General features: G+C 57.2%; 24 protein-coding genes. 18 read left to right on the top strand and 6 right to left on the bottom strand.

Features of this window, described 5'->3' with window-relative positions; all coding sequences use genetic code 11:
• Window positions 1-49 precede the first annotated feature (49 nt).
• Window positions 50-1,693 (top strand): hypothetical protein, encoded by a 1,644-nt coding sequence (locus PH558_RS21920; protein ID WP_285206399.1) that lies wholly within the window; start codon window positions 50-52, stop codon window positions 1,691-1,693.
• On the opposite strand, the gene PH558_RS21925 is transcribed toward PH558_RS21920, so the two are convergent.
• The 3 genes from PH558_RS21925 to PH558_RS21935 all read right to left on the bottom strand — a co-directional run bounded on the left by PH558_RS21925 (window position 1,658) and on the right by PH558_RS21935 (window position 4,066).
• Window positions 1,658-1,939, bottom strand: a complete 282-nt coding sequence (locus tag PH558_RS21925) for a hypothetical protein (protein WP_285206400.1) — start codon at window positions 1,937-1,939, stop codon at window positions 1,658-1,660. The genes PH558_RS21920 and PH558_RS21925 overlap by 36 nt on opposite strands.
• A gap of 79 nt (window positions 1,940-2,018) precedes the next feature.
• Window positions 2,019-3,080, bottom strand: coding sequence for a Gfo/Idh/MocA family protein (locus PH558_RS21930; RefSeq protein ID WP_285206401.1), 1,062 nt, complete (start codon window positions 3,078-3,080; stop codon window positions 2,019-2,021).
• Entirely contained in the window at window positions 3,080-4,066 is a 987-nt protein-coding gene (locus tag PH558_RS21935) for an MDR/zinc-dependent alcohol dehydrogenase-like family protein (RefSeq protein ID WP_285206402.1), read from the bottom strand. Before PH558_RS21935 ends, PH558_RS21930 begins: the two co-directional genes overlap by 1 nt.
• Window positions 4,067-4,326: 260 nt before the next feature.
• On the opposite strand from PH558_RS21935, the gene PH558_RS21940 reads away from it, so the two are divergent.
• The 9 genes from PH558_RS21940 to PH558_RS21980 all read left to right on the top strand — a co-directional run bounded on the left by PH558_RS21940 (window position 4,327) and on the right by PH558_RS21980 (window position 13,652).
• Window positions 4,327-5,436, top strand: a complete 1,110-nt coding sequence (locus tag PH558_RS21940) for an NAD-dependent epimerase/dehydratase family protein (protein ID WP_285206404.1) — start codon at window positions 4,327-4,329, stop codon at window positions 5,434-5,436.
• Window positions 5,433-6,497, top strand: coding sequence for an NAD-dependent epimerase/dehydratase family protein (locus PH558_RS21945; protein ID WP_095437729.1), 1,065 nt, complete (start codon window positions 5,433-5,435; stop codon window positions 6,495-6,497). Before PH558_RS21940 ends, PH558_RS21945 begins: the two co-directional genes overlap by 4 nt.
• Window positions 6,498-6,580: 83 nt before the next feature.
• On the top strand, window positions 6,581-7,657 hold the full coding sequence (locus PH558_RS21950; RefSeq protein WP_285206405.1) for a glycosyltransferase family 4 protein: 1,077 nt from the start codon (window positions 6,581-6,583) through the stop codon (window positions 7,655-7,657).
• Window positions 7,654-8,775, top strand: a complete 1,122-nt coding sequence (locus PH558_RS21955; RefSeq protein ID WP_285206407.1) for a CgeB family protein — start codon at window positions 7,654-7,656, stop codon at window positions 8,773-8,775. Before PH558_RS21950 ends, PH558_RS21955 begins: the two co-directional genes overlap by 4 nt.
• Window positions 8,772-9,860, top strand: coding sequence for a CgeB family protein (locus PH558_RS21960; RefSeq protein WP_285206409.1), 1,089 nt, complete (start codon window positions 8,772-8,774; stop codon window positions 9,858-9,860). The genes PH558_RS21955 and PH558_RS21960 overlap by 4 nt, the downstream gene beginning before the upstream one ends.
• Window positions 9,857-10,960, top strand: a complete 1,104-nt coding sequence (locus PH558_RS21965; RefSeq protein WP_285206411.1) for a CgeB family protein — start codon at window positions 9,857-9,859, stop codon at window positions 10,958-10,960. The genes PH558_RS21960 and PH558_RS21965 overlap by 4 nt, the downstream gene beginning before the upstream one ends.
• Before the next feature lie 20 nt (window positions 10,961-10,980).
• Window positions 10,981-12,012, top strand: a complete 1,032-nt coding sequence (locus PH558_RS21970) for a UDP-glucuronic acid decarboxylase family protein (protein ID WP_095437733.1) — start codon at window positions 10,981-10,983, stop codon at window positions 12,010-12,012.
• 2 nt (window positions 12,013-12,014) lie between these two features.
• Window positions 12,015-12,779, top strand: coding sequence for a TIGR04290 family methyltransferase (locus tag PH558_RS21975; protein WP_095437734.1), 765 nt, complete (start codon window positions 12,015-12,017; stop codon window positions 12,777-12,779).
• A gap of 342 nt (window positions 12,780-13,121) precedes the next feature.
• Window positions 13,122-13,652, top strand: coding sequence for a sigma-70 family RNA polymerase sigma factor (locus PH558_RS21980; RefSeq protein ID WP_285206412.1), 531 nt, complete (start codon window positions 13,122-13,124; stop codon window positions 13,650-13,652).
• An 11-nt stretch (window positions 13,653-13,663) separates the two neighbouring features.
• On the opposite strand, the gene PH558_RS21985 is transcribed toward PH558_RS21980, so the two are convergent.
• Window positions 13,664-14,047, bottom strand: a complete 384-nt coding sequence (locus PH558_RS21985) for a response regulator (protein ID WP_113406869.1) — start codon at window positions 14,045-14,047, stop codon at window positions 13,664-13,666.
• A gap of 356 nt (window positions 14,048-14,403) precedes the next feature.
• Between PH558_RS21985 and PH558_RS21990 the strand changes: the two genes are divergently transcribed.
• Complete coding sequence (locus tag PH558_RS21990) at window positions 14,404-14,832, top strand: NUDIX hydrolase (protein WP_483314174.1); 429 nt, start codon at window positions 14,404-14,406, stop codon at window positions 14,830-14,832.
• 186 nt (window positions 14,833-15,018) lie between these two features.
• Here PH558_RS21990 and PH558_RS21995 read toward each other — a convergent pair whose 3' ends face one another.
• Entirely contained in the window at window positions 15,019-15,624 is a 606-nt protein-coding gene (locus PH558_RS21995; RefSeq protein ID WP_095437738.1) for a response regulator, read from the bottom strand.
• A gap of 814 nt (window positions 15,625-16,438) precedes the next feature.
• Between PH558_RS21995 and PH558_RS22000 the strand changes: the two genes are divergently transcribed.
• The 6 genes from PH558_RS22000 to PH558_RS22025 all read left to right on the top strand — a co-directional run bounded on the left by PH558_RS22000 (window position 16,439) and on the right by PH558_RS22025 (window position 22,216).
• Window positions 16,439-17,608: a zinc-dependent alcohol dehydrogenase gene (locus PH558_RS22000; RefSeq protein WP_113407047.1), complete on the top strand. Its 1,170-nt coding sequence runs from the start codon at window positions 16,439-16,441 to the stop codon at window positions 17,606-17,608.
• 14 nt (window positions 17,609-17,622) lie between these two features.
• Window positions 17,623-18,423 (top strand): SDR family NAD(P)-dependent oxidoreductase, encoded by an 801-nt coding sequence (locus PH558_RS22005; protein WP_285206414.1) that lies wholly within the window; start codon window positions 17,623-17,625, stop codon window positions 18,421-18,423.
• Between the two features lie 40 nt (window positions 18,424-18,463).
• Complete coding sequence (locus PH558_RS22010; protein WP_113406864.1) at window positions 18,464-18,709, top strand: hypothetical protein; 246 nt, start codon at window positions 18,464-18,466, stop codon at window positions 18,707-18,709.
• Between the two features lie 27 nt (window positions 18,710-18,736).
• On the top strand, window positions 18,737-19,312 hold the full coding sequence (locus PH558_RS22015; RefSeq protein ID WP_285206415.1) for a cysteine hydrolase family protein: 576 nt from the start codon (window positions 18,737-18,739) through the stop codon (window positions 19,310-19,312).
• A 60-nt stretch (window positions 19,313-19,372) separates the two neighbouring features.
• On the top strand, window positions 19,373-19,750 hold the full coding sequence (locus PH558_RS22020; protein WP_285206416.1) for a DUF2934 domain-containing protein: 378 nt from the start codon (window positions 19,373-19,375) through the stop codon (window positions 19,748-19,750).
• 66 nt (window positions 19,751-19,816) lie between these two features.
• Window positions 19,817-22,216 carry a membrane-bound PQQ-dependent dehydrogenase, glucose/quinate/shikimate family gene (locus tag PH558_RS22025; RefSeq protein ID WP_285206417.1) on the top strand — a complete coding sequence of 800 codons (2,400 nt, stop codon included), beginning with the start codon at window positions 19,817-19,819 and terminating at the stop codon, window positions 22,214-22,216.
• Window positions 22,217-22,364: 148 nt separating this feature from the next.
• Here PH558_RS22025 and PH558_RS22030 read toward each other — a convergent pair whose 3' ends face one another.
• Window positions 22,365-22,568: a hypothetical protein gene (locus tag PH558_RS22030; RefSeq protein WP_069614275.1), complete on the bottom strand. Its 204-nt coding sequence runs from the start codon at window positions 22,566-22,568 to the stop codon at window positions 22,365-22,367.
• A 223-nt stretch (window positions 22,569-22,791) separates the two neighbouring features.
• Here PH558_RS22030 and PH558_RS22035 point away from each other — a divergent pair, with 223 nt between their 5' ends.
• The gene (locus tag PH558_RS22035; protein WP_285206418.1) at window positions 22,792-23,460 is read left to right on the top strand and encodes a cytochrome c3 family protein; all 669 of its coding nucleotides are present in this window, start codon (window positions 22,792-22,794) and stop codon (window positions 23,458-23,460) included.
• The last annotated feature ends 4 nt before the right edge of the window (window positions 23,461-23,464 follow it).

Genomic DNA, 23,464 nt, shown 5'->3' on the forward strand with positions numbered 1-23,464 from the left:
GGCGGCGTGCTTAAGCTTGAAACCGGATCGCCATCGGCATGAACTCCTGGTGCAGACCTTCATTATGACGGGCGAGCTCGTCCAAGGGATTGCCGATCGTGAATTTCAGCAAAGAGGCTGCGACGAAATTTCCGACAGGCAGAATGCCGGTGCAGAGCTGCTGTTGCTGCAAGCTCGGATGATTCTGCAGTCATGGCAGGGAAATTTCACCGGGTCTCTGACGCATTTGGCCGATTGGAGACCGTTGCTGGAGCGCCTCAGGCTTGAGGAACCCATCCGGATAAGGCGGCCCGAAGGCTATGCCCATTACGCGCTCTATCCCGAGAGCTTTCTGGAGGCGGCTTTGCGTTCAGGCCTCACCTCCGAGACCGTGGTGATCGGCGTGCGCAGTATCGGCGTCGGCCTTGGCGCGCTTGTCGCGGCTGCGCTCGGCTCGGGGCCTGCCTATTCCTTACGGCCGACGGGCGATCCTTTCCGCCGGCACGTGCTGCCAGGGGAAACCTTGCAAAATCGCATTCTGAGCCGATCCGATACGGATTTCGCCATTGTCGATGAAGGCCCCGGATTGTCGGGCAGTTCATTCGGCTGCATAGCGGATTGGCTCGAGACGAATGGCGTCCCGGCCGAGCGCCTTCATTTTTTTCCAAGTCACAAGGGCGAGCCAGGTGGGCAGGTTAGCAAGGCGCATCTTCACAGATGGAGGCAGCGCCGGTCCCATGTCGTCGATGTTCACGAGCTGATCCTGGATGGGCCGGAACAGAAACATAGTTTGAAGTCGTGGGCTTGTGAGCTCCTGGGCGTACGCGGAAATTCCTGGCAGGACCTCTCGGGAGGCGAGTGGCGAAGGCTTCGCTATCAGGATCCGGAAAATTGGCCGCCAAGCCATCGGCAGCAGGAAAAGCTCAAATTTCTGCTGTCGGACGGCGAGGCGCGCTATCTGGTGAAATTTGCCGGGCTTTGCGATACGGCAACCAAGCAGGCAAGAGGCAAGCTATTGAGCGAGGCCGGCTTCACGCCGCCGGTGCTCGGAACCTGCCATGGCTTCATCGTCGAACCATGGGCAGGGGGCTGCTCAATCGCGGCCGATTCGTTATCGGCGGAGATGGTTGAGCAGATAGGCCAATATCTTGGTTTCCGGGCGCGTCATCTTCCTGCTGCCCATGGAGGAGCATCGCTTTCCGATCTATGTCATATGGCCGTCGTCAATATCGAGGAAGCCCTCGGAAGCGAGGCAGCTCATCGCATCGCGCGCTTGATCGGCCGGTCGCATCGCCTGACCAAATATTTGCGGCGGACGGATACGGACAATCGGCTCCACCGATGGGAATGGGTAAGGCGGCCGGACGGCCGCCTGATCAAGACCGATGCGCTCGATCACAATGCCTCTCATGATCTCATCGGATGCCAGGATGTCGCCTGGGATATCGCAGGCGCCTGCGTGGAATTCGATCTATCGAAAGCGCAGCGGCTGCATTTGGCACAGATCGTTGCAGCGGAAACCGGTCGCGATGTGCGCGAGGATGTGCTTGACGTATTCGAGGCATGCTATCTAGGTTTTCAGATCGGCCTTTGGTCTTTGGCGGCACAAGGCCCCGATCTCGCCGAACGAGACCGTCTGACGAATGCCGTGGCACGCTATGAAGAGCGCGTCCGCGCCTTAGTGGCCAACCGTCCCGCCATCTTCGATCGTTGACGGTTCACCGGCGGATGCGGGAATGTCGGTAGGATATCCCAAAGCCGTTCTGATGAGTTTGACGGATTGAATGCCGACACCCCTCAACATCAGCAATGCGTCGTCCGTCATGCCGGCAGCCTCGCCGCAGCGGGTAATGCCGTTGTCGGCCAATGAACGAACCACCCAGCGCGGAAGTGTCGTTTCGGAAAGAACATCCGACCTTTGTGTCGATGCTCCCAAACCGCGGCTTTCACCCGATTGCATCGTAGCGATCCATAAGTTGATGCATTGAGATCGCATCGAACTCACCTGAGGGTCGCTGGTTCCAGCTGTTTTCACAAAATCAGTATTTGCCGATCTCATATTTGCCGATCCGGTCACTCCCGGCGGCATATATTGCGTCAATAACCGCGGCAGAATTGATCAGGCCCTCGCAGGCAGGGTCATAGCTATTGTCTTTGGCCAAACGCGTTGCCCAGGCTGCCGCTGCTCGGCCGCCCCATTCATCCGGCGGTTCGACAAGGAGATCGGTGCGGGTTCCCTTGTATCGTTCTGCGGCAAAATCATAGAAAGAACCGTTGAGGTTCCGCATGGCGGCCCCTCCCTCCGTTCCATGGAAGCTTGCGCCGATGACTGCGTCGCGGCCAGCGTTGAGGCCCCAGGAGCAGGCCAATCGAAGAGTGACGCCATTCGACAAAGTTACGGTGGCGAAGGCGAAATCTTCCACATCGTTACTGTCGGGACGGATCGGAGCCCCCTTTCGAAGAAGGCGGCTTTGGACCTCGGAGACGCCGGGGAAGTCGAGTGTCCATAACGCCAAGTCGGCCAGATGGATTCCAAGATCCATGACGCAGCCCCCGCCCGAGCGTTGCCTGTCGTAGAACCAGGGTTTGTCGGGTCCATAGGCGTTATGAAAGACCATATCGACGGCGAAGATCCGGCCGAGCTCTCCTTTGCGGACAATGTCACGGATGAGGCTCATGGCTTTCGTGTGCCTATAGGAAAGGTCCACCTGCATCAAGCGGTCTGCCTTCCGGGCTGCCGCAATCGCCTGTTCGACTTCGGTTCGGGTGCGCCCCAGCGGCTTTTGGCAAAAGACGGCAATGCCTTGCTCCAAGGCAGCAACGGTCTGCTCTGCGTGCAAGGCGCTTGGGGTGGCAATGACGATCCCATCGAGCGGTTCGGCCAGCAGATCATCGAAGTGAGGCACGATCTTGGCCTGCCCGGCAAGCTCTGCGGCTGTTTCCGCCATCTCCGCCGATGGGTCGCAGATGAACGTCTTTTCGACTAGCCCGGTGCCCAGGATAGCCTTCATGCGGTGCCTGCCAATCCAGCCGACGCCCAGAAAACCAAGTCGGAGGCCCTTATCCCTCCTCCGGTAATAATATTCGTCGCCAATGCTCATCAGTATATCACCAGGGCTTTGAGGAAGCCGCCGGGGCGGTCCCGCGTCATGTTCAAGGCATCATCAAGCCGCTCAAGCGGAAAACGATGGGTCAGGAAAGACCATGGATCGAGCCGGCCAGCTTCGATTGCCGCGATTGCATCGCGAATGCCTTGCACATAAACGGCAGGATCCCGTTCGTGAGCATTGACGACATCGAGCCCTCGCCAGTTCCACAACTGCATATTGACCTGCCTTGGACTGTCTTGATGATAGCCTGCAATGACGAGGCGTCCACGTTCGCGGGTCAGTTCGGCTGCGAGATCGAGCGGCCATTGCTTGCCAACGGCCTCGATCACACGATCGCAGAATTGCCCCCGCGTCGCTTGCTTCACCTTCTCGATAATCTGCCAGTGGTCCGCCATCTCTATAGTTTCGAAAGCCCCCACGCGTTTGGCGATCTCCAGAGAAAACGGCCGCCGGGAGATCGCGATGACATGCGCGCCGGCAGCCACGCACAGCTGGGTTAGCAAAGCGCCGAGGAAGCCAATTCCGACGATGGCGATGAGCTGCCCTGGCTGAACGTCGCATCGCTCGAAAATATTCATAGCGCAACCCAACGGCTCTCCCGGAAACGGCCGATTGTCGAGCCAGGTGGGTAGCCGGACAACGTTGCTCTCAACGGCGAGATCGTAGGTGGCGTAAGCATGCTGGCTTAAAGTGGCAACACGATCGCCAACGGCAAAACCGGCGACATCATCTCCGATCGCATCGATAGTCCCCCAGCCTTCATGTCCCAGTCCTCCTGGCTCTGTCGGAAACCGCATCCATTCCGGGCCTGACCATGGCGTCAGGTTCGAGGCGCATACTCCGCAACCTTCCAATTTCACACGCAATTGACCGGCAGCGGGTTCAGGCAAAGCCATGCGTTGTACGTGCAGCTGCCCAGGGCCTGTAACGACGGCCGCTTTCATATCGTCTGCCTGCACTGATGTGATCGCGTTCATTCATACTCTCCTGGGAGTTCTAGCCATCCGATCGTCGAATTGGATCGAAGACGCGTGCCTAACTGGCATGCGCATGGCTTGTTCCAGAAGATGATGAAGATGCTTCGTGGCAGGTACAAGGATCTCACCTGGCGAGCGAAACGAAGCGCATCATGGAAGAAGTCTACAAAGATAATGATGTCATAGCGTCAGGAACATTCCTTAGGGATCACTGTTAGGGGCGATCAAAAACCTCTCAACTCAACAGCCCAGGATGTTCAATGTCACATATTCTCGTCACCGGTGGATGCGGTTTTATTGGTCGGCATGTCACTGAGGAACTGCTTGAAAACGGATATCAGGTACGCATTCTTGATGCGTTGATCGATCAGGTTCACGGTCCTTCTGGCTTCCAGAACGTGATGGATACAACGGATGTTGTTCGTGCTGATGTGCGCGATAAAGGGGCGGTCCGCGAGGCTTTGCAAGGCATTGATGCCGTCATCCACCTAGCGGCGGAGGTCGGTGTCGGCCAGTCCATGTACGAGATTGCCCGTTATGTAGGTACCAACGATCTCGGTACCGCCGTTCTTCTGGAAGCCATGATCGGCCTTCCGATCAGACGAATTGTCGTCGCATCCTCGATGAGCGTCTATGGCGAGGGCATGTATGTCTCGCCGGTAGGGCATCGCCTCGGCTATATAAGGCGCGATGTCAGTCGTCTCGCCGAGGGACTGTGGGATCCGCTGAGCCCCAACGGTGAGCCGCTCCTGCCTGCGCCCACAGATGAGGAGAAACCCGTCGATCTGGTCTCGATCTATGCGCTGACAAAATATGCGCAGGAGCGCCAGACGCTCATCTTCGGCCGCGCCTATGGCATCGATGCAGTGGCATTACGTCTGTTCAACGTCTTTGGTGCCGGTCAGGCGCTTTCGAATCCCTATACGGGCGTGCTCGCCAATTTCGCGTCGCGTCTTGCCAATGGCCAGCCGCCGATGATTTTCGAAGATGGCAATCAGCGCCGCGACTTTGTTCATGTGCGCGATGTTGCTCGCGCTTTTCGCCTGGCACTGGAGCGCAAGCCGGCGGCGGGTCACGTCATCAATATCGGCAGCGGCCAAGCCTATACCATAGCGCAGGTCGCAATGCTGCTTGCCGCAGCCATGGGGACTCCTGAATTGGCACCCGAAATTACCGGCAAATCCCGCAGCGGCGATATCCGTCATTGCTTCGCCGATATTTCAAAAGCGAGGGAATTGCTCGGCTTCGAGCCGCGTTGCCATCTCGATGGATCGCTCGAGTCCTTTGCGGACTGGGTTCTGACGACCGAAGCTATCGATAGGAATGCCGAGATGACCCAGCATCTCAAGGAACGAGGGCTCATGTCATGAGATTACCCGAAGGCCCCATCATCATCGTTGGCGGCAGCGGCTTCATAGGAAGCAATCTCGCCGACAGCTATCTTAGAGACGGTGAGGACGTGATCGTCCTCGACAATCTTAGCCGGCCCGGCGTCGAGCAGAATCTTCGCTGGCTGAAAAGCAATCACGGAGATCGCGTTCAATCGGCAATCGCGGATATCCGCGACTTTGATGCCATCGCTCCATTTTTCATAGGGGCACGGGCAGTCTTTCATCTTGCGGCTCAAACGGCGGTGACGACCAGCCTCGACCATCCTCTGCATGATTTCGAGACGAATGCCCGTGGCACGCTCAATGTGCTGGAAGCTGTCCGCAAGGCGGGCAACACGGCGCCGATCATTTTTTCCAGTACGAACAAGGTCTACGGCGACATTCATGACATCGCGATGGCCGGATTGGAAGATCGCTATATACCCGCCGACGAATTGCTGCGCGAGCACGGCTTCGACGAGGATCGCAGACTGAATTTCTGCACGCCATATGGCTGCTCCAAGGGGGTCGCAGATCAATATGTCCTCGACTATGCCAAGTCCTTCGGTTCGCTTACCGCCGTTTTGCGCATGAGCTGCATCTATGGCCCACGGCAGTTTGGCACCGAAGATCAAGGCTGGGTCGCTCATTTCATGATCCGCGCACTGAACGACGAAGCCATTTCGATTTATGGCGACGGCCGGCAAGTGCGAGACATTTTGCATGTCGATGATGCCGTTCGCGCCTATCGGGGCCTGCTGAACTCGATCGATGAGGCCAAGGGCAAGGCCTTCAATCTGGGGGGAGGGCCTGACAATGCCGTGAGCATTCGCATCGTGCTCAGGGAAATCGAAAGGATCATCGGCAGGCCGATTGCGACCATGCACTCCGACTGGCGCGTTGGGGATCAGCTTTACTTCGTCACGAACACCGGCGCATTGCGCGAAGCCATCGGCTGGGCGCCCAAAATATCATGGCGCAGCGGCGTGCGTGATCTTTGCGATTGGCTCGTGACCAACCGCCTGGGCGATTCTTATCGCGAGCGGAGGGTCTCAGCATGAATGGAGAGGTCGATGTCTGCCAATCCAGTTTGATACCTTCGCCGGTTTATAGGCTTAACGCTCGCAAGCCGCAGACGGTTCTCATGACGGTAGATGCAGTCGGCGGCGTATGGCGATACGCGATGGATCTCGCCAGGGGATTACAGCGGTTCGAGGTCAATACGGTGTTCGCCGGGCTTGGGCCGTCGCCTTCCTCTGACCAGGAGCAGGAAGCAATCGCAATCGGGCCATTGGTTTGGCTGGATGCTCCCCTGGATTGGACGGCGGGAAATGAAGATGAGCTCGACATTATTCCCCATCTTCTCAGGCAGCTTATCGATTGTTATTCGATAGACTTGCTTCATCTGAATCTCCCATCTCAGGCTGCCGGTCTCGACATCGATCTGCCTGTGGTCGCTGTTTCGCATTCATGCGTGGTGACATGGTTTCAATCCGTGCGCGGCGTGGATGTCCCCGATCCATGGAGATGGCAATTCTCGCGCAACCGGCGAGGTTTCGACCGCGCCGATATCGCCGTTGCGCCCAGCCATAGCCATGCGCATGCGCTCCGAACGTGTTACGGGCCGATTTCCCATTTGGAGGTCGTCCATAACTCCAGCGAGCTCCCTGCTCGGTCAACCCCCAAGGAGAATTTTGCCCTGGCGGTTGGCCGATGGTGGGATGATGGCAAGAATGGTGCCGTATTGGATGAGGCCGCACGCCTCTCGCGCTCGAAGATATTTATGGCGGGAGCTGTGGATGGGCCGTCCGGCCAGCATTTTTCCATCAAGCATGCCGTTCAACTGGGGGAATTGCATCATCACCAGGTCGTCGCCGTTATGGCTCAGGCCGGTATCGTCGTGTCGCCCTCACTCTACGAACCCTTCGGGCTGGCTGCGCTCGAAGGAGCCCGTGCCGGCGCAGCGCTCGTTCTGGCGGACATTCCGACCTATCGCGAGCTTTGGGACGATGCCGCGCTTTTTGCAGATCCGCACGACGCAGCCGGCTTTGCCGATGCGATCGATTTGCTGGCGCAAGACGAAAGGTTGCGGAAAGAGAAAGGTGTATCGGCACAAGATCGGTCGCAGACCTATTCGCTCGATCATCAGTGCCGGTCGCTTCTGAATGTTTACGCAAGCGCCATGCAACATGCCGATATGAGAGAGGCGGTACATCCATGAAATTCGTATTCTATACGCACTCTCTCGTTTCGGATTGGAATCATGGCAATGCGCATTTCCTGCGCGGGATCATGCGCGAACTCCTGAAGCGCGGGCATAGTGCGATCGCCCTGGAACCTTCCGATTCCTGGAGCCGCCGCAATCTCCTCATGGATCAGGGGCCGCAGGCGCTGGAAGCTTTCCGTCGCACTTTCCCGCAGCTGACGTCACTCTCCTACGACAGCGCCTTCGATCATGAGGAGGCGATCGGCGACGCTGACGTCGTCGTCGTCCACGAGTGGACGGATCCCGCGCTCGTCAAGCGCCTCGGTAGAGCCAGGCGCATCGGTGGGCGCTTCACACTCATCTTCCATGACACGCACCATCGCGCCGTCTCCGCTCGGAGTGAAATCGCAGGTCTCGATCTTGAAAATTATGATCTCATTCTCGCCTTTGGCGAGACGTTGCGTCAGCGCTACCTCAAGGCAGGGTGGGGGAACAATGTCTTCGCGTGGCACGAAGCCGCCGACGAGGCGTTGTTCAGGCCGATGCCGGAGGTAGAAAGGAAGGGTGACCTCATATGGATCGGTAATTGGGGCGATGATGAACGCAGTGCCGAGATCGGCCGTTTTCTCATCGAGCCTGCGAGCCGCATCGGGAAAGATGCACTGACGACCAGCGTGCGAGGTGTGCGCTATCCTCCGGCAGCGCTCGAAGCTTTGCGCAAAACCGGCATCAATTACGGTGGCTGGATTGCCAATGCCGAGGTGCCGCGGTCATTCGCCGAAAACCGCGTGACCGTGCATATTCCCCGTCGCCCCTATGTTGAATCCCTGCCAGGCATTCCGACGATACGTGTCTTCGAGGCACTCGCCTGTGGGATTCCGCTGATATCCGCACCATGGGACGACTGCGAGGAGCTTTTCCGGCCCGGTAAGGACTTTCTCATCGCCAGAACCGGCGACGAAATGACCTGCCTCATTCGCGATGTCCTTTCGGACCAGGCGCTCGCCGATGCGCTGATTGCATCCGGCCTGGAGCGCATACGCACGCGCCACACCTGCGGCCATCGCGCCGACGAACTCCTGAAAATTCTGGGTCGGCACAATGCAATGGATAAGCGGGAGGTTGCGGAATGAAGATCGCTTTCTACGGTTCGAGCCTTCTTTCGGCCTATTGGAACGGTGCGGCCACCTATTATCGCGGTCTGCTGAAGGCATTGGCGGCCAGAGGGTACCGCATCACCTTTTACGAGCCGGACGTTTATCAGCGCCAGGAACATCGCGATATCGATCCACCCGATTGGTGTGAGGTCGTCGTCTATGATGGAACGATTGCCGCCTTGAAGAAGGTTGCGGCCGAGGCCGCCCTTGCCGATATTGTCATCAAGACGAGCGGCGTCGGCTTCGAGGACGATCTGCTTTTGCAGGAGGTCATGACGGCTGCCCGGCCGGAGGCTCTCAAAATTTTCTGGGATGTGGATGCGCCGGCGACGCTTGCCGAAATGCAGACATCCGCGGATCATCCGCTTCGCAAGGCACTTGCCGACCTAGATCTGATTTTGACCTATGGCGGCGGGGAGCCTGTCATAAAAAAATACCGGCAGCTTGGCGCGCCAGTATGTATTCCGATCTATAACGCGCTCGATCCGCAGACACATCATTCCGTCATCGCCGATCCTCGCTTCGAGGCGACCCTTGGCTTTCTTGGCAACCGTCTGCCTGATCGAGAGGCGCGGGTCGAGGCCTTTTTTCTCGAGCCGGCCGCAGCCATGCCTTCGCAGCGCTTTCTTCTGGGCGGTGCAGGCTGGGACGACAAGCCGATGTCGAGTAACGTCCGCTATATCGGGCACGTACCGACCCGCGATCACAACGCCTTTAACGCGACACCGAGGGCGGTGCTCAATATCTCGCGCGAGAGCATGGCCGAGAATGGCTTTTCGCCAGCCACTCGGGTGTTTGAGGCGGTCGGCGCCGGCGCCTGCCTGATCACCGACTATTGGGACGGAATTGACCATTTTCTGACGCCGAACGAGGAGGTGTTTGTCGCGCGCGACGGCCGAGATGTGTGCGAAATCCTGTCCGGCCTGACACCCGATCGTGCAGCAGAGACCGGGAAAAGAGCGCTCGCGCGCGTGCTCGGCGCACACACTTATCAGCACCGGGCCGTCGAAGTCGATCAGCTCTTACGGTCCCGTTTCGCAAGCAAGGAGGCCGCCGAATGAGTCGCGCACTCGACATCGTGATATTGGGTCTCTCCTTGTCTTCCTCCTGGGGAAATGGTCATGCTACGACATTCCGTTCCTTGATCAGAGGTCTCTATGCCGAGGGGCATCATGTGCTTTTCCTCGAGCGGGATGTTCCCTGGTATGCTGCGCATAGGGACCTTCGCGATGCGGATTTCTGTGAGCTTTCTTATTACGGCAATATCGATGAACTCAGGAGCCGCTTTAGGCAGCGATTGATCGCCGCCGATGCCGTCATCATCGGTTCCTATGTGCCGGATGGCATAACGGTGATCGATACGATTGCCGCGCTAAAGCCCCGGCTCTTATGCTTCTATGATATCGACACGCCGGTCACCCTTGCGAAACTCGGACAGGATAATCAGGAATATATCGCCAGGCGTCAAATGCCGCTGTTCGATGTCTATCTGTCTTTTTCGGGGGGAGGCGTCCTCGACCGGTTGATGACGGAATTTGGCGTCTCACGCGCGGAAGCTCTCTATTGCTCGGTCGATGAGCGGCGTTACAGGAATACGGGCGAGGAGACCTTTTGGGATCTCGGCTATCTTGGCACCTACAGCCGCGACCGCCAGGAGAAATTGCAGAAGCTTCTGATAGAGCCGGCGCGGCGGTTGCCGCATATGCGCTTTATCGTTGCCGGGCCGCAATTTCCCGCTGATATCGACTGGCCCGAGAATGTAACTCGCATTGAACACCTCGCGCCCGCCGATCATCCGTCCTTCTACAGCCGGCAAAGGTTTACCCTCAATATTACTCGCTCCGACATGATCGAGGCAGGCTGGTCGCCAAGCGTGCGCCTGTTCGAGGCGGCAGCTTGCGGCACCCCGATCATCAGCGATTTCTGGCGCGGTATCGACGAGCTTTTCCCACAGGATCGCTCCATTTTGATCGCGCATGACACTGCAGACGTGGTCGGTGCGCTGACCGGTCTTTCGGAGGAAACGAGGCGCGGAATGGCGGATCTCGCGCAGCGCATCGTCCATGGTGATCACACCGGGCGTGCCCGCGCCAGGCAGTTGGCGAATATTCTGTCGGAAGGCCTGCCGCAAAATCGAGTAGGCCGACGTGCGTTAGCGTAGAAATCTAAAGGAGAAATTGCATGCGGCAGGTAATCAAAAAGAACATTCTCGTTGCTGGAGGCGCAGGCTTTGTCGGCTCTCACCTTTGCGACGCACTCATGGCCGGCGGCCATCGGGTCATTTGTGTCGACAGCTTTTTGACAAGCTCGCCCAATAATATCAAGCTATTGCAAAATAACTCTAATTTCACGCTTATCGAGCATGACATATGCGAAGAGCTTGAGATCGCCGAGCCGCTCCATCAAATCTACAACCTGGCGTGCCCGGCCTCTCCGCCATTCTATCAGGCCGACCCTATCCATACGATGATGACCAGCGTGGCCGGAACGGGGAATCTCCTGAAACTCGCAGAGCGTCATGGCGCCTCCTTCCTGCAGGCTTCCACGAGCGAAGTCTATGGCGATCCGGAGGAGCATCCGCAGCAGGAAGACTATTGGGGTCACGTCAATTGCATCGGACCGCGCGCATGCTACGACGAGGGAAAACGTGCGGCGGAGGCTCTCTGCTTCGATAGTCTGCGTGCGGGCTCCGTCGACGCGCGCGTCGTGCGCATCTTCAATACATATGGCCCTCGCATGCAGCCGAATGATGGGCGTATTGTCTCAAATTTCATCGTCCAGGCGCTGCAGCAAGAACCACTGACGATTTACGGGGATGGCAACCAGACGAGATCCTTTTGCTACGTGTCCGATCTGGTTGAGGGGCTGATCCGCTCGATGAATGTGCAGCCAAATGTCGGCTTGCCAATCAATCTCGGCAATCCGGGGGAGTTTACGGTCAAAGAACTTGCGCAAGTGATCCTGGAGATGGTGCCGACAAACTCAGGCATTGCTTACCGGCCGCTGCCTATCGACGATCCACAGCGTCGGCGGCCGGACATAACGCGCGCAAAGCAACTCTTGTCCTGGGAGCCGAAGGTTCATCTCACCGAAGGCCTGGAATATACCGTTGCCTGGTTTCGTCAGGCGCTTCACGAACCGCAATCTATCCAACGGCCACGTCATAAGACCACGCCGATCCGGCGTCCGACGGGTCTTTCAATCGGAGCGTGATCATGGAGAGCGAAGAGGAGTTGCGGCGCCAGATTGCCGAACTGGCGCCATGGTTTCACAACTTGCGTATAAGAGGCATCGAAACAGCTCCCGATCATTTTCTCGGGGACTATCCAAGCTTCAAATGGCGGCGCTTCAAGGATGTCGTTCCCCTGGATTTGACGGGCAAGACCGTTCTCGATATCGGCTGTAACGCGGGATTTTATTCGCTTGAGATGAAACGACGCAATGCAGACCGCGTGGTGGCGATCGATACAGATCCGCATTATCTGCGGCAAGCCGCATTCGTGGCAAAGCAGGCCGAGGTTGACATCGACTTCCGGCAAATGTCCGTCTACGAGATCGAGCAACTGCGCGAAAAGTTTGATCTCGTCCTTTTCATGGGTGTCCTCTACCATCTGCGTCATCCCCTCCTGGCGCTTGACCTGCTTCGAGAGCACGTCGTCAAGGATCTGATGCTGTTTCAATGTATGCAGCGCGGCGTGGACGACACGCCGGAACTGAAGGACGATTACGACTTCGAGGACAGAGAGATTTTCAATCGTCCTGATTATCCGAAGCTGTTCTTCGTAGAAAATCGCTATGCCGGGGATCCGACAAACTGGTTCATACCGAACAAGGCGGCGACGGAGGCGATGCTGCGCAGCGCAGGATTTACAATGCTGCAGAATCCGGAACCAGAGGTATATCTCCTGCGGTGCAGTACCCGTCGTTTTATGGTCGAAAAACCACCTCTCATTCGCTTACAGGACGAGGGGCAAGGGTGACGCGTCTCAGTGGGCGCGAATGCTCTGCGTTTACTTCCGCTGCGCGAGCCCTGAGAGATTTGGATACGGAACATCGCCGAGAGAAGGTTTTGTGTGCCGTCTTTAGAAGGGCCGCATAGGATGCAGAGCCATTTGAAAGTTTCTCCTGACCTCATGGAACATGCTGAGCATGCAGCCGTTCCTTCGAAGTGTGAAAGCGTTTGAGTGCACCTCAGAACGGTTCTGGGTCATTTCCCTATTGCGGCGAATATCAAAGCGCGAAGTAGGCTTCATTTGAAATCACCGAGAGGATGTATCGGCGTCGCCAAGATGTCAGGTCTGCATCCGGATCAGAGCTGCTGAATGAGCGATACGGCAAAGGAGAATACAGTGATCCACCTGTCCCGTTCCAATCGTTTGCAGGCTGAAATCGTGGAGCTCATTCCAGCCCTGCGCGCCTTCGCCAGAACATTCCACCGACATTCGACGGATGCCGATGACTTGGTTCAAGAGACACTGACAAAAGCTCTGGCCAATATCGACCAGTTCGATCCTGGCACTCGGTTGAAATCGTGGCTGTTCACCATCATGCGCAATACATTCTGCACAAAGTTCCGCATCGCCAAACGCGAGGCTCCGGGCAACAAGAAATGCATATCCGACGTCGGCGTCGCACCAGCGTCGCAGGAATGGACGATCCGGGCAAAGGAACTACAGCGGGCGTGCAACCGCCTGCCGGAACATTATCGGATAGTGCTGGAATATGTGGTGATCGAAGGCCGCTCCTACGAAGATGCCGCTACGAAGTTCGGTTGTGCGATTGGCACCGTAAAAAGTCGCATCAATCGGGCTCGCCAGCAGCTCGCGGTCCAGCTTGGCGAGGACCTTTACTGACACTCCGGTTCTCAGATATCCAACCGTCGCGCACCGAACAACGCCATGGCGATATGCTCGATATCATCAACTTTTTCCCGTAGGATGAAGCCGGAAAATTGCGGGGGCGGGTTATCCGCTATGGCAAATACGTAGGGAAGCCCAGCTTCTTCAAGCGCTTCAGCCATCGCATATGCCAGATCTGAATCAAGCCGCATATCGATAATCGCCGCATCCACCTGATTGCCTTCGATCAAATCGAGAGCGTGCGGGACATCAGCCATCGGGCCGATCAGAATAGCTCCCAGGGAACGCAACTTCCGGCTTGTCGCTTCTGTAAGGAAATAGTCGTCCTCGACGATCAAGAGCCGTTTGCCGGAAAACATTTTACTATACGCAGGTGTCGAATCGTTCATTGGCCAGCCTAGCTCAGATTATGCGATCATAGTTCGCTCTGCGTGAATTCAAAGTGAATGCGAAGCCGATCCTCGCTTATAAACGCGGCCGAGCGAGCCGGCTGGTCGGGAGATCGCCAAGCATCGCCTCAATCCAGGAATTGTGGTGGAGACAGTGTTCTCTAGAAGATCTTGGGGAACCAAAGCGTCCAAAAACGGTTCGGAAACACAAGAGGCCAGAAGGGCAGGCCATTGAAGGTTCGCGGCAAAACCAAAGGAAATTCTAAGCGGCGACGCGAGTAAGGATTGTCATGTCAAAGCACCGGCCGCATCTTGCGCGTCTCGCGCCGCATATCGAGACTATCGCAGCCGGAGACATGGCCGAGCAATATGGCGCAGTCTGTTTTCGATATCGCGAGACCAAAGCCCTTGAGATTTTGCTCATTACGACGCGTGAGACAAAGCGCTGGATGATTCCGAAAGGCTGGCCGATCAAAGGCCTCGATGGAGGGCAGGTCGCCGAGCGGGAGGCTTGGGAGGAGGCCGGTGTCAGGGGCAAGATCAAAAAGGGCACCTTTGGTTATTTTACATATTTGAAGTCGCTTGATGCGGACCAGGCGATACCGTCACTGGTCGAAGTCCACCTGCTTGAGGTTCGAAAACAAAGTCGAAACTTTCCTGAGAGCGGCCAGCGGACGATACAGTGGATGGTTCCGGAAGAAGCCGCGAGGCGGGTACGCGAACCTGAACTCAAGGGACTTCTGATGCGCTTCGCGCTGGAATATGCCTCTGCAAGGGTCGGCTGAGAAGTTGCATTTGCGCGAACGTCCCGCGCGGCGCTCGGAAGGGGCCTTTGCCTTCAGCCGTCGCCTTCGACTGCTCATGAGGTGCCGGCGGCTCCTTGCCAGGCGGCTGCCGGGCAGTCCCCATGGCGTGATCAACACGACGCCTAGTCTGTCAAACGGCCTTAGAGATCAGTGTGGAATCCTCTATCAGCGCTCAAGATGTTCAGACAGGAGTCGGGATGCAATAAGTCCCCAATCAACGGGCTTTGTGACGGTCAAGGTAGAGCGATAAAAGGCCGGTATATGACGATCGTCATATCCGGTTATAAAGGCAAACGGGATACTGCGCATCCTAAGGAAAGCGGCGACGGGATAGGTCATCCGACCATTCAGATTAATATCGAGGAGTGCAGCATCAAGTTTGCTGTCCGATCTTTCGACCAAATCCATCGCCTCGCAGAGAGTGCCCACGGGGCCGCTAACTTCCGCCCCCAGTTCCTTGAGTCTGCCAGCCGCTTCCGCGGCAGTCCAATATTCGTCTTCGACGACCAGAATTCGGCGCCCCTTGATGACCGAAAATGCCTGTGCCCGGTTTGAAAAGCGCGCCATCGCCGCCACCCGGCAAAGCGCTTCCAACGGCTCCGGCAAAACTAGCCCATGACTATAAACGCGAAGCACGTAGCGCGCGAATTCTGCACGCCGTTCGAGATCCGATGTGAACCATGGTTCTGCGCTGACGCGCATCACCGCATTTCTCACGATCAAGATATCTTCCGGCTGATAGATACCATGCAGGATATCAAGCGAGGACATGCCGGCCTCCTGGTTCCAACGATAAACGTTGCATTTTGGTTGTCACACGACAGGGCTAGTCGATCAAGAGACGATTGTTTGTCCGATCCTCTTCGTCCGCTGGCGGACCAAAGACCCTGGATTTTGCGCCGGAAACCGAGTGCGACCTGCGCCGAAATTGATCCACACGGTGCCGGCTCGATATTTATCTCCGTTCAGGAACAAATCTCGCACATGAAGGTTCGGCCGTCGGAGGGAAGTCAACGCCGGTCCCTCCTGGCTCGCAAGTCCGCGAGCGAGCCGCCTCCTGAGGCGCGTCATGAATTCAAAGGCCGCTGGGCCGGATTGGATTCATGGCGCGTCTGGCCGGAGACGTCGCTTGCGATAGCGAGCGGCCGCCCGCCTTTTCTTCATTACTATTGGGATTGATCCAGTGCATGGGGCGATGGCTGACCGGGCCGTTGCGGCTCATGTTGATAAAAGAAAAGGGCTCCCGCAACCAAGACACAACCGGCAAGCACCGCCAATACGATATAGGCGATTAAAGCACTGTATTTTCCCTTTTCGAAGACGGGCATGGCTGCACTTTCCCTGCGCTAGAAACCAGCGTTTCACATCCAAACCTCCTTCCGACTCGAAAGTTCCTTTTCAAATCAGGCTTCGCGCATGTCTGGTATTTGCAGCACTCGAACATCTCCCAAAGTCGATGCCGGCGATGATGCGCCGGCTTCCCATCGATTGCTCCGCTTCGAACCTCGGCCGGCAAATTTCAGTCGCTTGGGAACATCGTTGCGGCTCGACTGTTTGGCGCAGGATCGAGATATTGGAGGAACCGATGAAAGCACTGACCTGGCACGGCAAGCACGACATACGGTGCGAGAGTGTTCCCGATCCTCGGTTAGAAGATGAACGCGACATCATCATCAAGGTAACCGCGTGCGCGATCTGCGGTTCCGACCTCCATCTCTATGATGGCGTGATGCCCGCCATGGAAAGCGGCGATATCATGGGCCATGAAACCATGGGGGAAGTCGTCGAGGTCGGCAAAGGGATCTCGAGGTTAGCCGTCGGAGACCGCGTGGTCGTTCCCTTCACGATCGCCTGCGGCGAATGCTTCTTTTGCAAGCGCGGTTTCTTCTCCGGTTGCGAGCGGACAAATCCCGATCGCTCGAAGGTAACGAAGCTTTGGGGAAATTCGCCAGCCGGCCTGTTCGGCTATTCTCACCTCCTTGGCGGCTACAGCGGCGGCCAGGCCGAATATCTGCGCGTTCCTTATGGTGACGTCGGGCCAGCCAAGGTTCCAAATGGGCTGGATGACGAACAGGTCCTGTTTCTCTCCGATATCTTCCCTACCGGTTATATGGCGGCAGAATTCTGCAGTATTCAGCAAGGCGATACGATCGCAATCTGGGGATGTGGCCCGGTGGGTCAAATGGCCATTCGATCGGCTTTCCTGCTAGGTGCTGAACGCGTTATCGCCATCGATACCGTTCCAGCGCGTCTTTTGCTGGCTGAAGCTGGCGGCGCCGAGACGGTCAATTTCCTGGAAGAAGATGTCTATGACCGTATCATGGAAATGACCAGAGGACGAGGTGCCGATGCATGTATTGACGCGGTGGGAACTGAGGCCGAGGCTTCCGCCAGTTGGGATTCGAGATGGGACCGCATCAAGGTCGCGACCTTCATGGGTACCGACCGGCCCCACGTCTTGCGCCAGGCCATCCATTGTTGCCGCAACTTCGGCACCGTATCGATCGTCGGGGTTTATGGCGGGTATCTCGACAAGATTCCGATGGGGTCGGCGATCAATAGAGGCCTGACCTTCAAGATGGCGCAGACGCCGGTGCAACATTACCTGCCCATGTTGATGGAACGTATCGAAAAGAGCGAAATCGATCCTTCCTTCGTCGTTACCCATCGCGGGGCCTTGGAAGATGGGCCCGACCTTTACAAGCTTTTTCGCGACAAACAGGACGGTTGCGTGAAAGTCGTGCTCAAACCTTGAGAAGGAGCAGGCGTATGGCCAAACGGGCTTTGGAAAAAGGACTGGCTGTCGTCACGGGCGCCTCGAGCGGCATCGGTTATGAACTGGCGGCCTGCGCCGCTGCGGAAGGCTACAATCTCATCGTGGCGGCCGACGAGAGCGAGATCGAAACCGCCGCCGCCCAACTCAGAAAATTTGGCGGCGAGGTGCAGGCGGTGCAGGCCGATCTTTCGACACCATCCGGGGTCGACACGCTTTTGGCGAGCATCGCCGCGACCGGTCGGCCCGTTGATTTGCTCATGGCAAATGCCGGACAGGGGTTGGGCCGGCAATTTCTCGATCAAGACTTTACCCGCGCCAGAAAGGTCATTGATACCAATATCGTCGGAACCGTGTATCTGATCCAGCACGTCGGAAATCAAATGAGAAGCCGCGGCCATGGTCGCATTCTGCTGACCGGCTCGATTGCCGGGTTCCTGCCGGGCGCCTACCAGGCGATCTACAATGGTACCAAGGCCTTTATCAATAGCTTCTCCTTCGCGCTGCGCGAAGAGTTGAAAGGTACCGGCGTGTCGGTCAGTTGTCTGATGCCTGGGGCAACGGACACGAATTTCTTCAAGCGGGCCGGCTTGATGGACACGGAAATTGGCCAGGCCAGCAAGGATAATCCTGCGGAAGTCGCCCGGATCGGCTTCGATGCGATGATGGACGGTGAAGCGGATGTCGTGAGCGGCTGGAAGAACAAGCTCCAAGCTGCGGTGGCGAACATAACACCGGCCAGCATCTTGGCGCACCAGCATGCAAAAACAGCCCGCCCGGCCTCGGCCGAACATTAAACAGCTTCCATGAGGTCCGACAAGCAAGCGAGGTATCATAATGGCCAAGTCGAACAATCCAGGCGGAAAGAAGAGGGGAGATCCCACTCAGGACGCCAAAAGTCAGTATCGAAAACTGTTGCATGGCAGTCAGAGTGACGGTGTTGCGAGCGCCAAGCCAAGGGTCATTACCGGTTCCAGCGACGCGACCGTAAACAAGACCCCACCCGGATCGGCTGAACCCGAAAAAGACTGGGATCTCAACTATGATCCGCGTGACATGAACGAGGGCAAATATCGCGGCTGAATTCCTATTTGGCTGGATGATGGCGGGATGAAAACCTGGCTGCATTTGTGCATCGACATGCAATCTATGTTCTTTGAACCAACACCTTGGCAGGTGCCCTGGATGGCCCGCACGCTGGATCAGGTTGTGGAGGTGGCGGGGCGATTTCCCGAACGGACGATTTTCACGCGCTTCATGCCACCGGCACAGCCGGACATCATGCCAGGCAAATGGCGGGCCTATTACGAGAAATGGAACATGATGACCGCCAGCAAGCTGCCTCAAGAGTTGATGGACGTGCTTCCAGTCTTCCGAGCCTTGACGCCGCCGGCGCGCATATTTGACAAATTCACCTATTCGCCGTGGGTGGATGGTCGTCTCCATCAGATATTGTACCGTCAAGGCGTCGACACTCTGGTCATAAGCGGGGGAGAGACGGACGTCTGCGTCCTGGCCGCGGCACTTGGCGCCATCGATCTCGGTTATGGCGTTATCATCCTGAGGGATGCCGTATGCAGTGGTGATGACGATGCGCATGACGCAGCGCTTACGCTGTTTGAAAGGCGATTTTCCGTACAGGTCAAAATTGTGACGGTCGAAGAGTTTCTGTCTGCGGAAGGATAACGGCGATGGTTAGCTCGAACTGCCCTGTGCATGAGTCGGCGTAAATACAGGAGGATTCCCATGATCGATCGCGGACCGGATTCATTGAGGGCCTGGTCCATTCGGGAACTCCGCGGCTCCGGCGCAGTTGGATGTCGGTATCTGTGGAAGGGCTCTCCGATGACAAAAGAGGACATCAGAAAGGCTGCCTATGCCAGGTGGGAAATGGAAGGAAAGCCGAATGGGCAGGAATTGCGCCATTGGTTAGATGCGGAACGTGAGCTAAAGGCGCGTGACGAAGATCTCCTGAAAACATCGTCTGATGACCATCATGCCGGCGTGGTGCCGGACTCGGGGGATGAAACTCACCCAGCTCCCACGTCGTCGGATGCCATTCCCTCACGAGAAGCCAAGCCCGGGAGATTCAAGCCGGGAGAGCTTGCCTCCGAGAACAAGTGAGATGGCTTACTTCTTCTAATCGGTCGAACGCTTTGACCGTGCCTTGCGCCAATGGGAGGAGCCTTGATGCGCGTTCTTTTCATGTTTACGGCCTGTCTCGTAGGGTTAATCGGCATCACCATCGCGTGCCTCGGTGCATGGCTGTTCGTACTCGGCGGCACGTCCTATTATCTGATCGCCGGCGTCATCCTTTTATGTGTTGCGGTGCTGTTATCCAGGCGAAGCGTCTTCGGTCCGTGGTTTTACACGTTATTGCTGATCGGAACGGTGGTATGGGCTCTGACCGAATCCGTATTCGATGGCTGGGCGCTTATCCCGAGACTGGTCGCCCCGGCGGTTCTTGGCTTATGGATCTGGTCCCCTTGGATTGCCGGCCGCATCGAGCGCTTGGCAAGGGCAAGAATGATCCTCGTCGCCAATCTTGTTTTTGCATTGGCGATCCTGATCTTCGTCTTTGGCTCGGGTTATCGGATCAGCGAAGCCAGGACCATCAATTTCGGCGATCCTGCCCGCTGGAAGGTCATGGATGGAGATCAGAGCGATGCTGGTTCAGCAGGCGATTGGGCCTACTATGGAGGCACGCCAGCGGGAGACCGGTATTCGTCTCTCGACAAAATCACGGCTGACAATGTCAACTTTTTGAAACAAGCATGGTCGTTCTCGACGGGCGACAAGCCGAGGCCGGGTGAGAATTCCAAAGGCAGGGAGTTCAGCTTTGAAGCGACCCCGATAAAGGTTGGAAATAGCCTCTATTTCTGTACGCCGCATCGCGAGGTTATCGCGCTCGATTCAACGACGGGACAGCTGAAATGGCGTTATGATCCGGGCGGCGACATCTCGCACAACGTCTATCAAGCTTGCCGCGGGGTTTCATATTACGACGCCTCGTCTGTGGCATCCGCGGGAGCATGCGCGCACCGCATAATCTCGACGGCATCGGATCTTCCAAGGCTATTCGAACTCGATGCCGATACGGGCAAGCCCTGCGAGCAGTTCGGTGAGCAGGGAATGGTCGATTTGCGCGATCACATGGGGCCGGTTCCGCCAGGGTTTCATTTCATTTCCTCGCCGCCGCTTGTCCTGAACGGGCGTATAGTTCTGGGAGGATGGGTCTACGACAATCAGACCGTCGGCGAGCCTTCAGGCGTCATACGTGCCTTTGACGCAAACACCGGGCGACTTGCATGGTCGTGGGACATGGGAAAGAATCCCGCTAATAAGCCGCTTGGTGCAGATGAAACCTATACACGTGGAACGCCAAACGGCTGGGGCGTCTATACGGCCGATCCAAAGCTCAATCTCGTCTTCGTGCCCCTGGGCAACGCAACTCCGGACTATTTCGGAGGGCAGCGCAGATCTTTCGATGACCGCTACTCAAGCTCACTGGTGGCGCTGGACCTTACCACCGGGCAGGAGAGATGGCATTTTCAGACCGTGCATCATGATCTGTGGGATTTCGATCTTCCCGTGGGGCCATCGCTTGTCGATCTCCCCGACGATGGGGGCGGCAGTATCCCAGCGCTCGTTCAAACCAGCAAACAGGGCCAGCTTTTTCTTCTTGACCGCCGTGATGGCCATCCTTTGGCCGAGGTCGACGAGCGGCCGGTACCGCCGGGCGATATACCGGGCGAACGCTATTCGCCCACACAACCGTTTTCGACCGGCATGCCGCAATTGCTCGCGCCCAAGCTTCGAGAAACGGATATGTGGGGTGCAACTCCCATCGATCAGCTTCTCTGCCGGATCTCCTTTCGGCGGATGCGGGACGACGGTTTGTTTACGCCGCCAGGATTGAAACCGACCATCGGCTGGCCAGCCTTCGACGGGACCTCCGATTGGTATGGCGCGACGATCGATCCAGAACGCAAACTCTTGTTTATCAATACGACATTCATGCCGTTTCAACTGCAGATGCTTCCCTATGCGTCTGCTCTCGCCAAAGGGCTCTTCGCGCCATGGGGCGGATGGAAGCAGCCATATCCTCAGCCTGACTTCCAAAATAATCCCGAGCATGGCACGCCTTTTTCCATTGTCGTCAAAGCTTGGCTCGGTGTGCTTGACATTCCTTGTACCCGCCCGCCTTGGGGTCAGATGCAGGCGATTGATTTGTTGACAAGAAAGGTCGCATGGCAGCGTCCTCTGGGAACGACAGAGGATATGGGGCCATTTGAACTGCGCCTGCCCTTTGGTCTGCCCACGGGAATATTCAGCATGGGCGGGAGTGTTGCGACACGTAGCGGCTTGATCTTCATCGCTGCAACGACGGATCAATATATCCGCGCGCTCGATGGCAAGACGGGAAAGGTCGTCTGGCAGTTTCACCTGCCGGCAGGTGGAAACGCCACCCCCTTGACCTATCTCGGCTCGGACGGAAGACAATATGTCGTCGTTGCAGCTGGCGGGCACGGCGGCGTGCAGTCGCGCAACGGTGACGAAATCGTAGCGTTTGCGTTGCCGCATCGCTAGGTTTGGAAGCAATTTACCCTCCAGGGCGGTGTTTGGCCAGGCCTCTTGCCTTGCAATTCGGTTTCCAACGGAGCTGGCTATGTAACGGAGACCCGGTCGAACGCCGAAGAAGGAACTGCGAATGACCATCTCGACTTTGGCGGGGTCGTCAATCGTCACCCTTTTGTTTCAGGGCGTCGGACACGCGGCGCTTGCGTGGATGATCAATATTTTCGCCGTGGGCATCGCGCGCTTTTTCACCGCCATCCTTGGCCGGCAGATATCCAGCCGGCTTTGATCCAGCGGGTCCTTCCCATCGTGGCGATTGATCCGTCGTTCCTGGTGCGCCTTCACGAGGTTGCTGATGTTTCATGGCCGGGCCTCCTCTAGCATGTATTTTTAGCGTGTATTTTGTGGCGGTCGCGGCAGCGAGCAGCGACGGGTCCGCCTTCGTTCTTAAAACCGCCTGCGGTCCGTATTGTTCCTAGCAAACTGGGATGGGGATGCGCCGTCTGTGGACAGCACTACAGACGGGTGGAACTTTCAACCCCGGTTTTCGTTTGACCTCATTGCGAGGGCGAATTCAGGGGAATTCCGTGGCGCAGATCTTTACGGCATCGGCTGATACGAGGTTGCGCGCGTCCCTGCTTGTTGCGGCCATCCTGATATTTCTGATCGTCCTGTTTGTCGGCGGATATGCGAGTTCCAGCTATGGCACCCTGGTCGGTTGGGTGCAGGATCAGCCGGTTCCCTTCAGCCATGAGCACCACGTGGCAGGTCTCGGTATCGACTGTCGGTATTGTCACACCTCCGTCGAGACAAGCGCCCGCGCGGGATTGCCAGCGACGTATATCTGCATGAGTTGCCACTCGCAGATCTGGGCCGGCGCTGGCATGCTGGCGCCGGTCCGACACAGCCTCGCGGCCAATGTGCCGCTCACATGGAACCGCGTCAGTCGGTTACCCGACTATGTCTACTTCAACCATTCGATCCATGTTGCCCGCGGTGTTGCCTGCGTAACCTGCCACGGGCGGGTTGATCGGATGCCGCTGATGACGCGCGCACAGCCCTTCCAGATGCAGTGGTGCCTGGATTGCCATCGAAATCCGGCACCCAATCTGCGCCCGCCTGATCAGGTGACACGCATGGACTGGTCAGACTGGGACGCCAATCCTGAGCAGCACAAGGATTTCGGCGCGCAGGTGATGAAGGCCTATGGCATCGAACCGAGGAAACTCATCCAATGCAATATCTGTCACAGGTGATCCG

Source organism: Rhizobium pantanalense (assembly GCF_030182525.1).
In the GTDB taxonomy this organism is placed as follows: Bacteria; Pseudomonadota; Alphaproteobacteria; order Rhizobiales; family Rhizobiaceae; genus Rhizobium.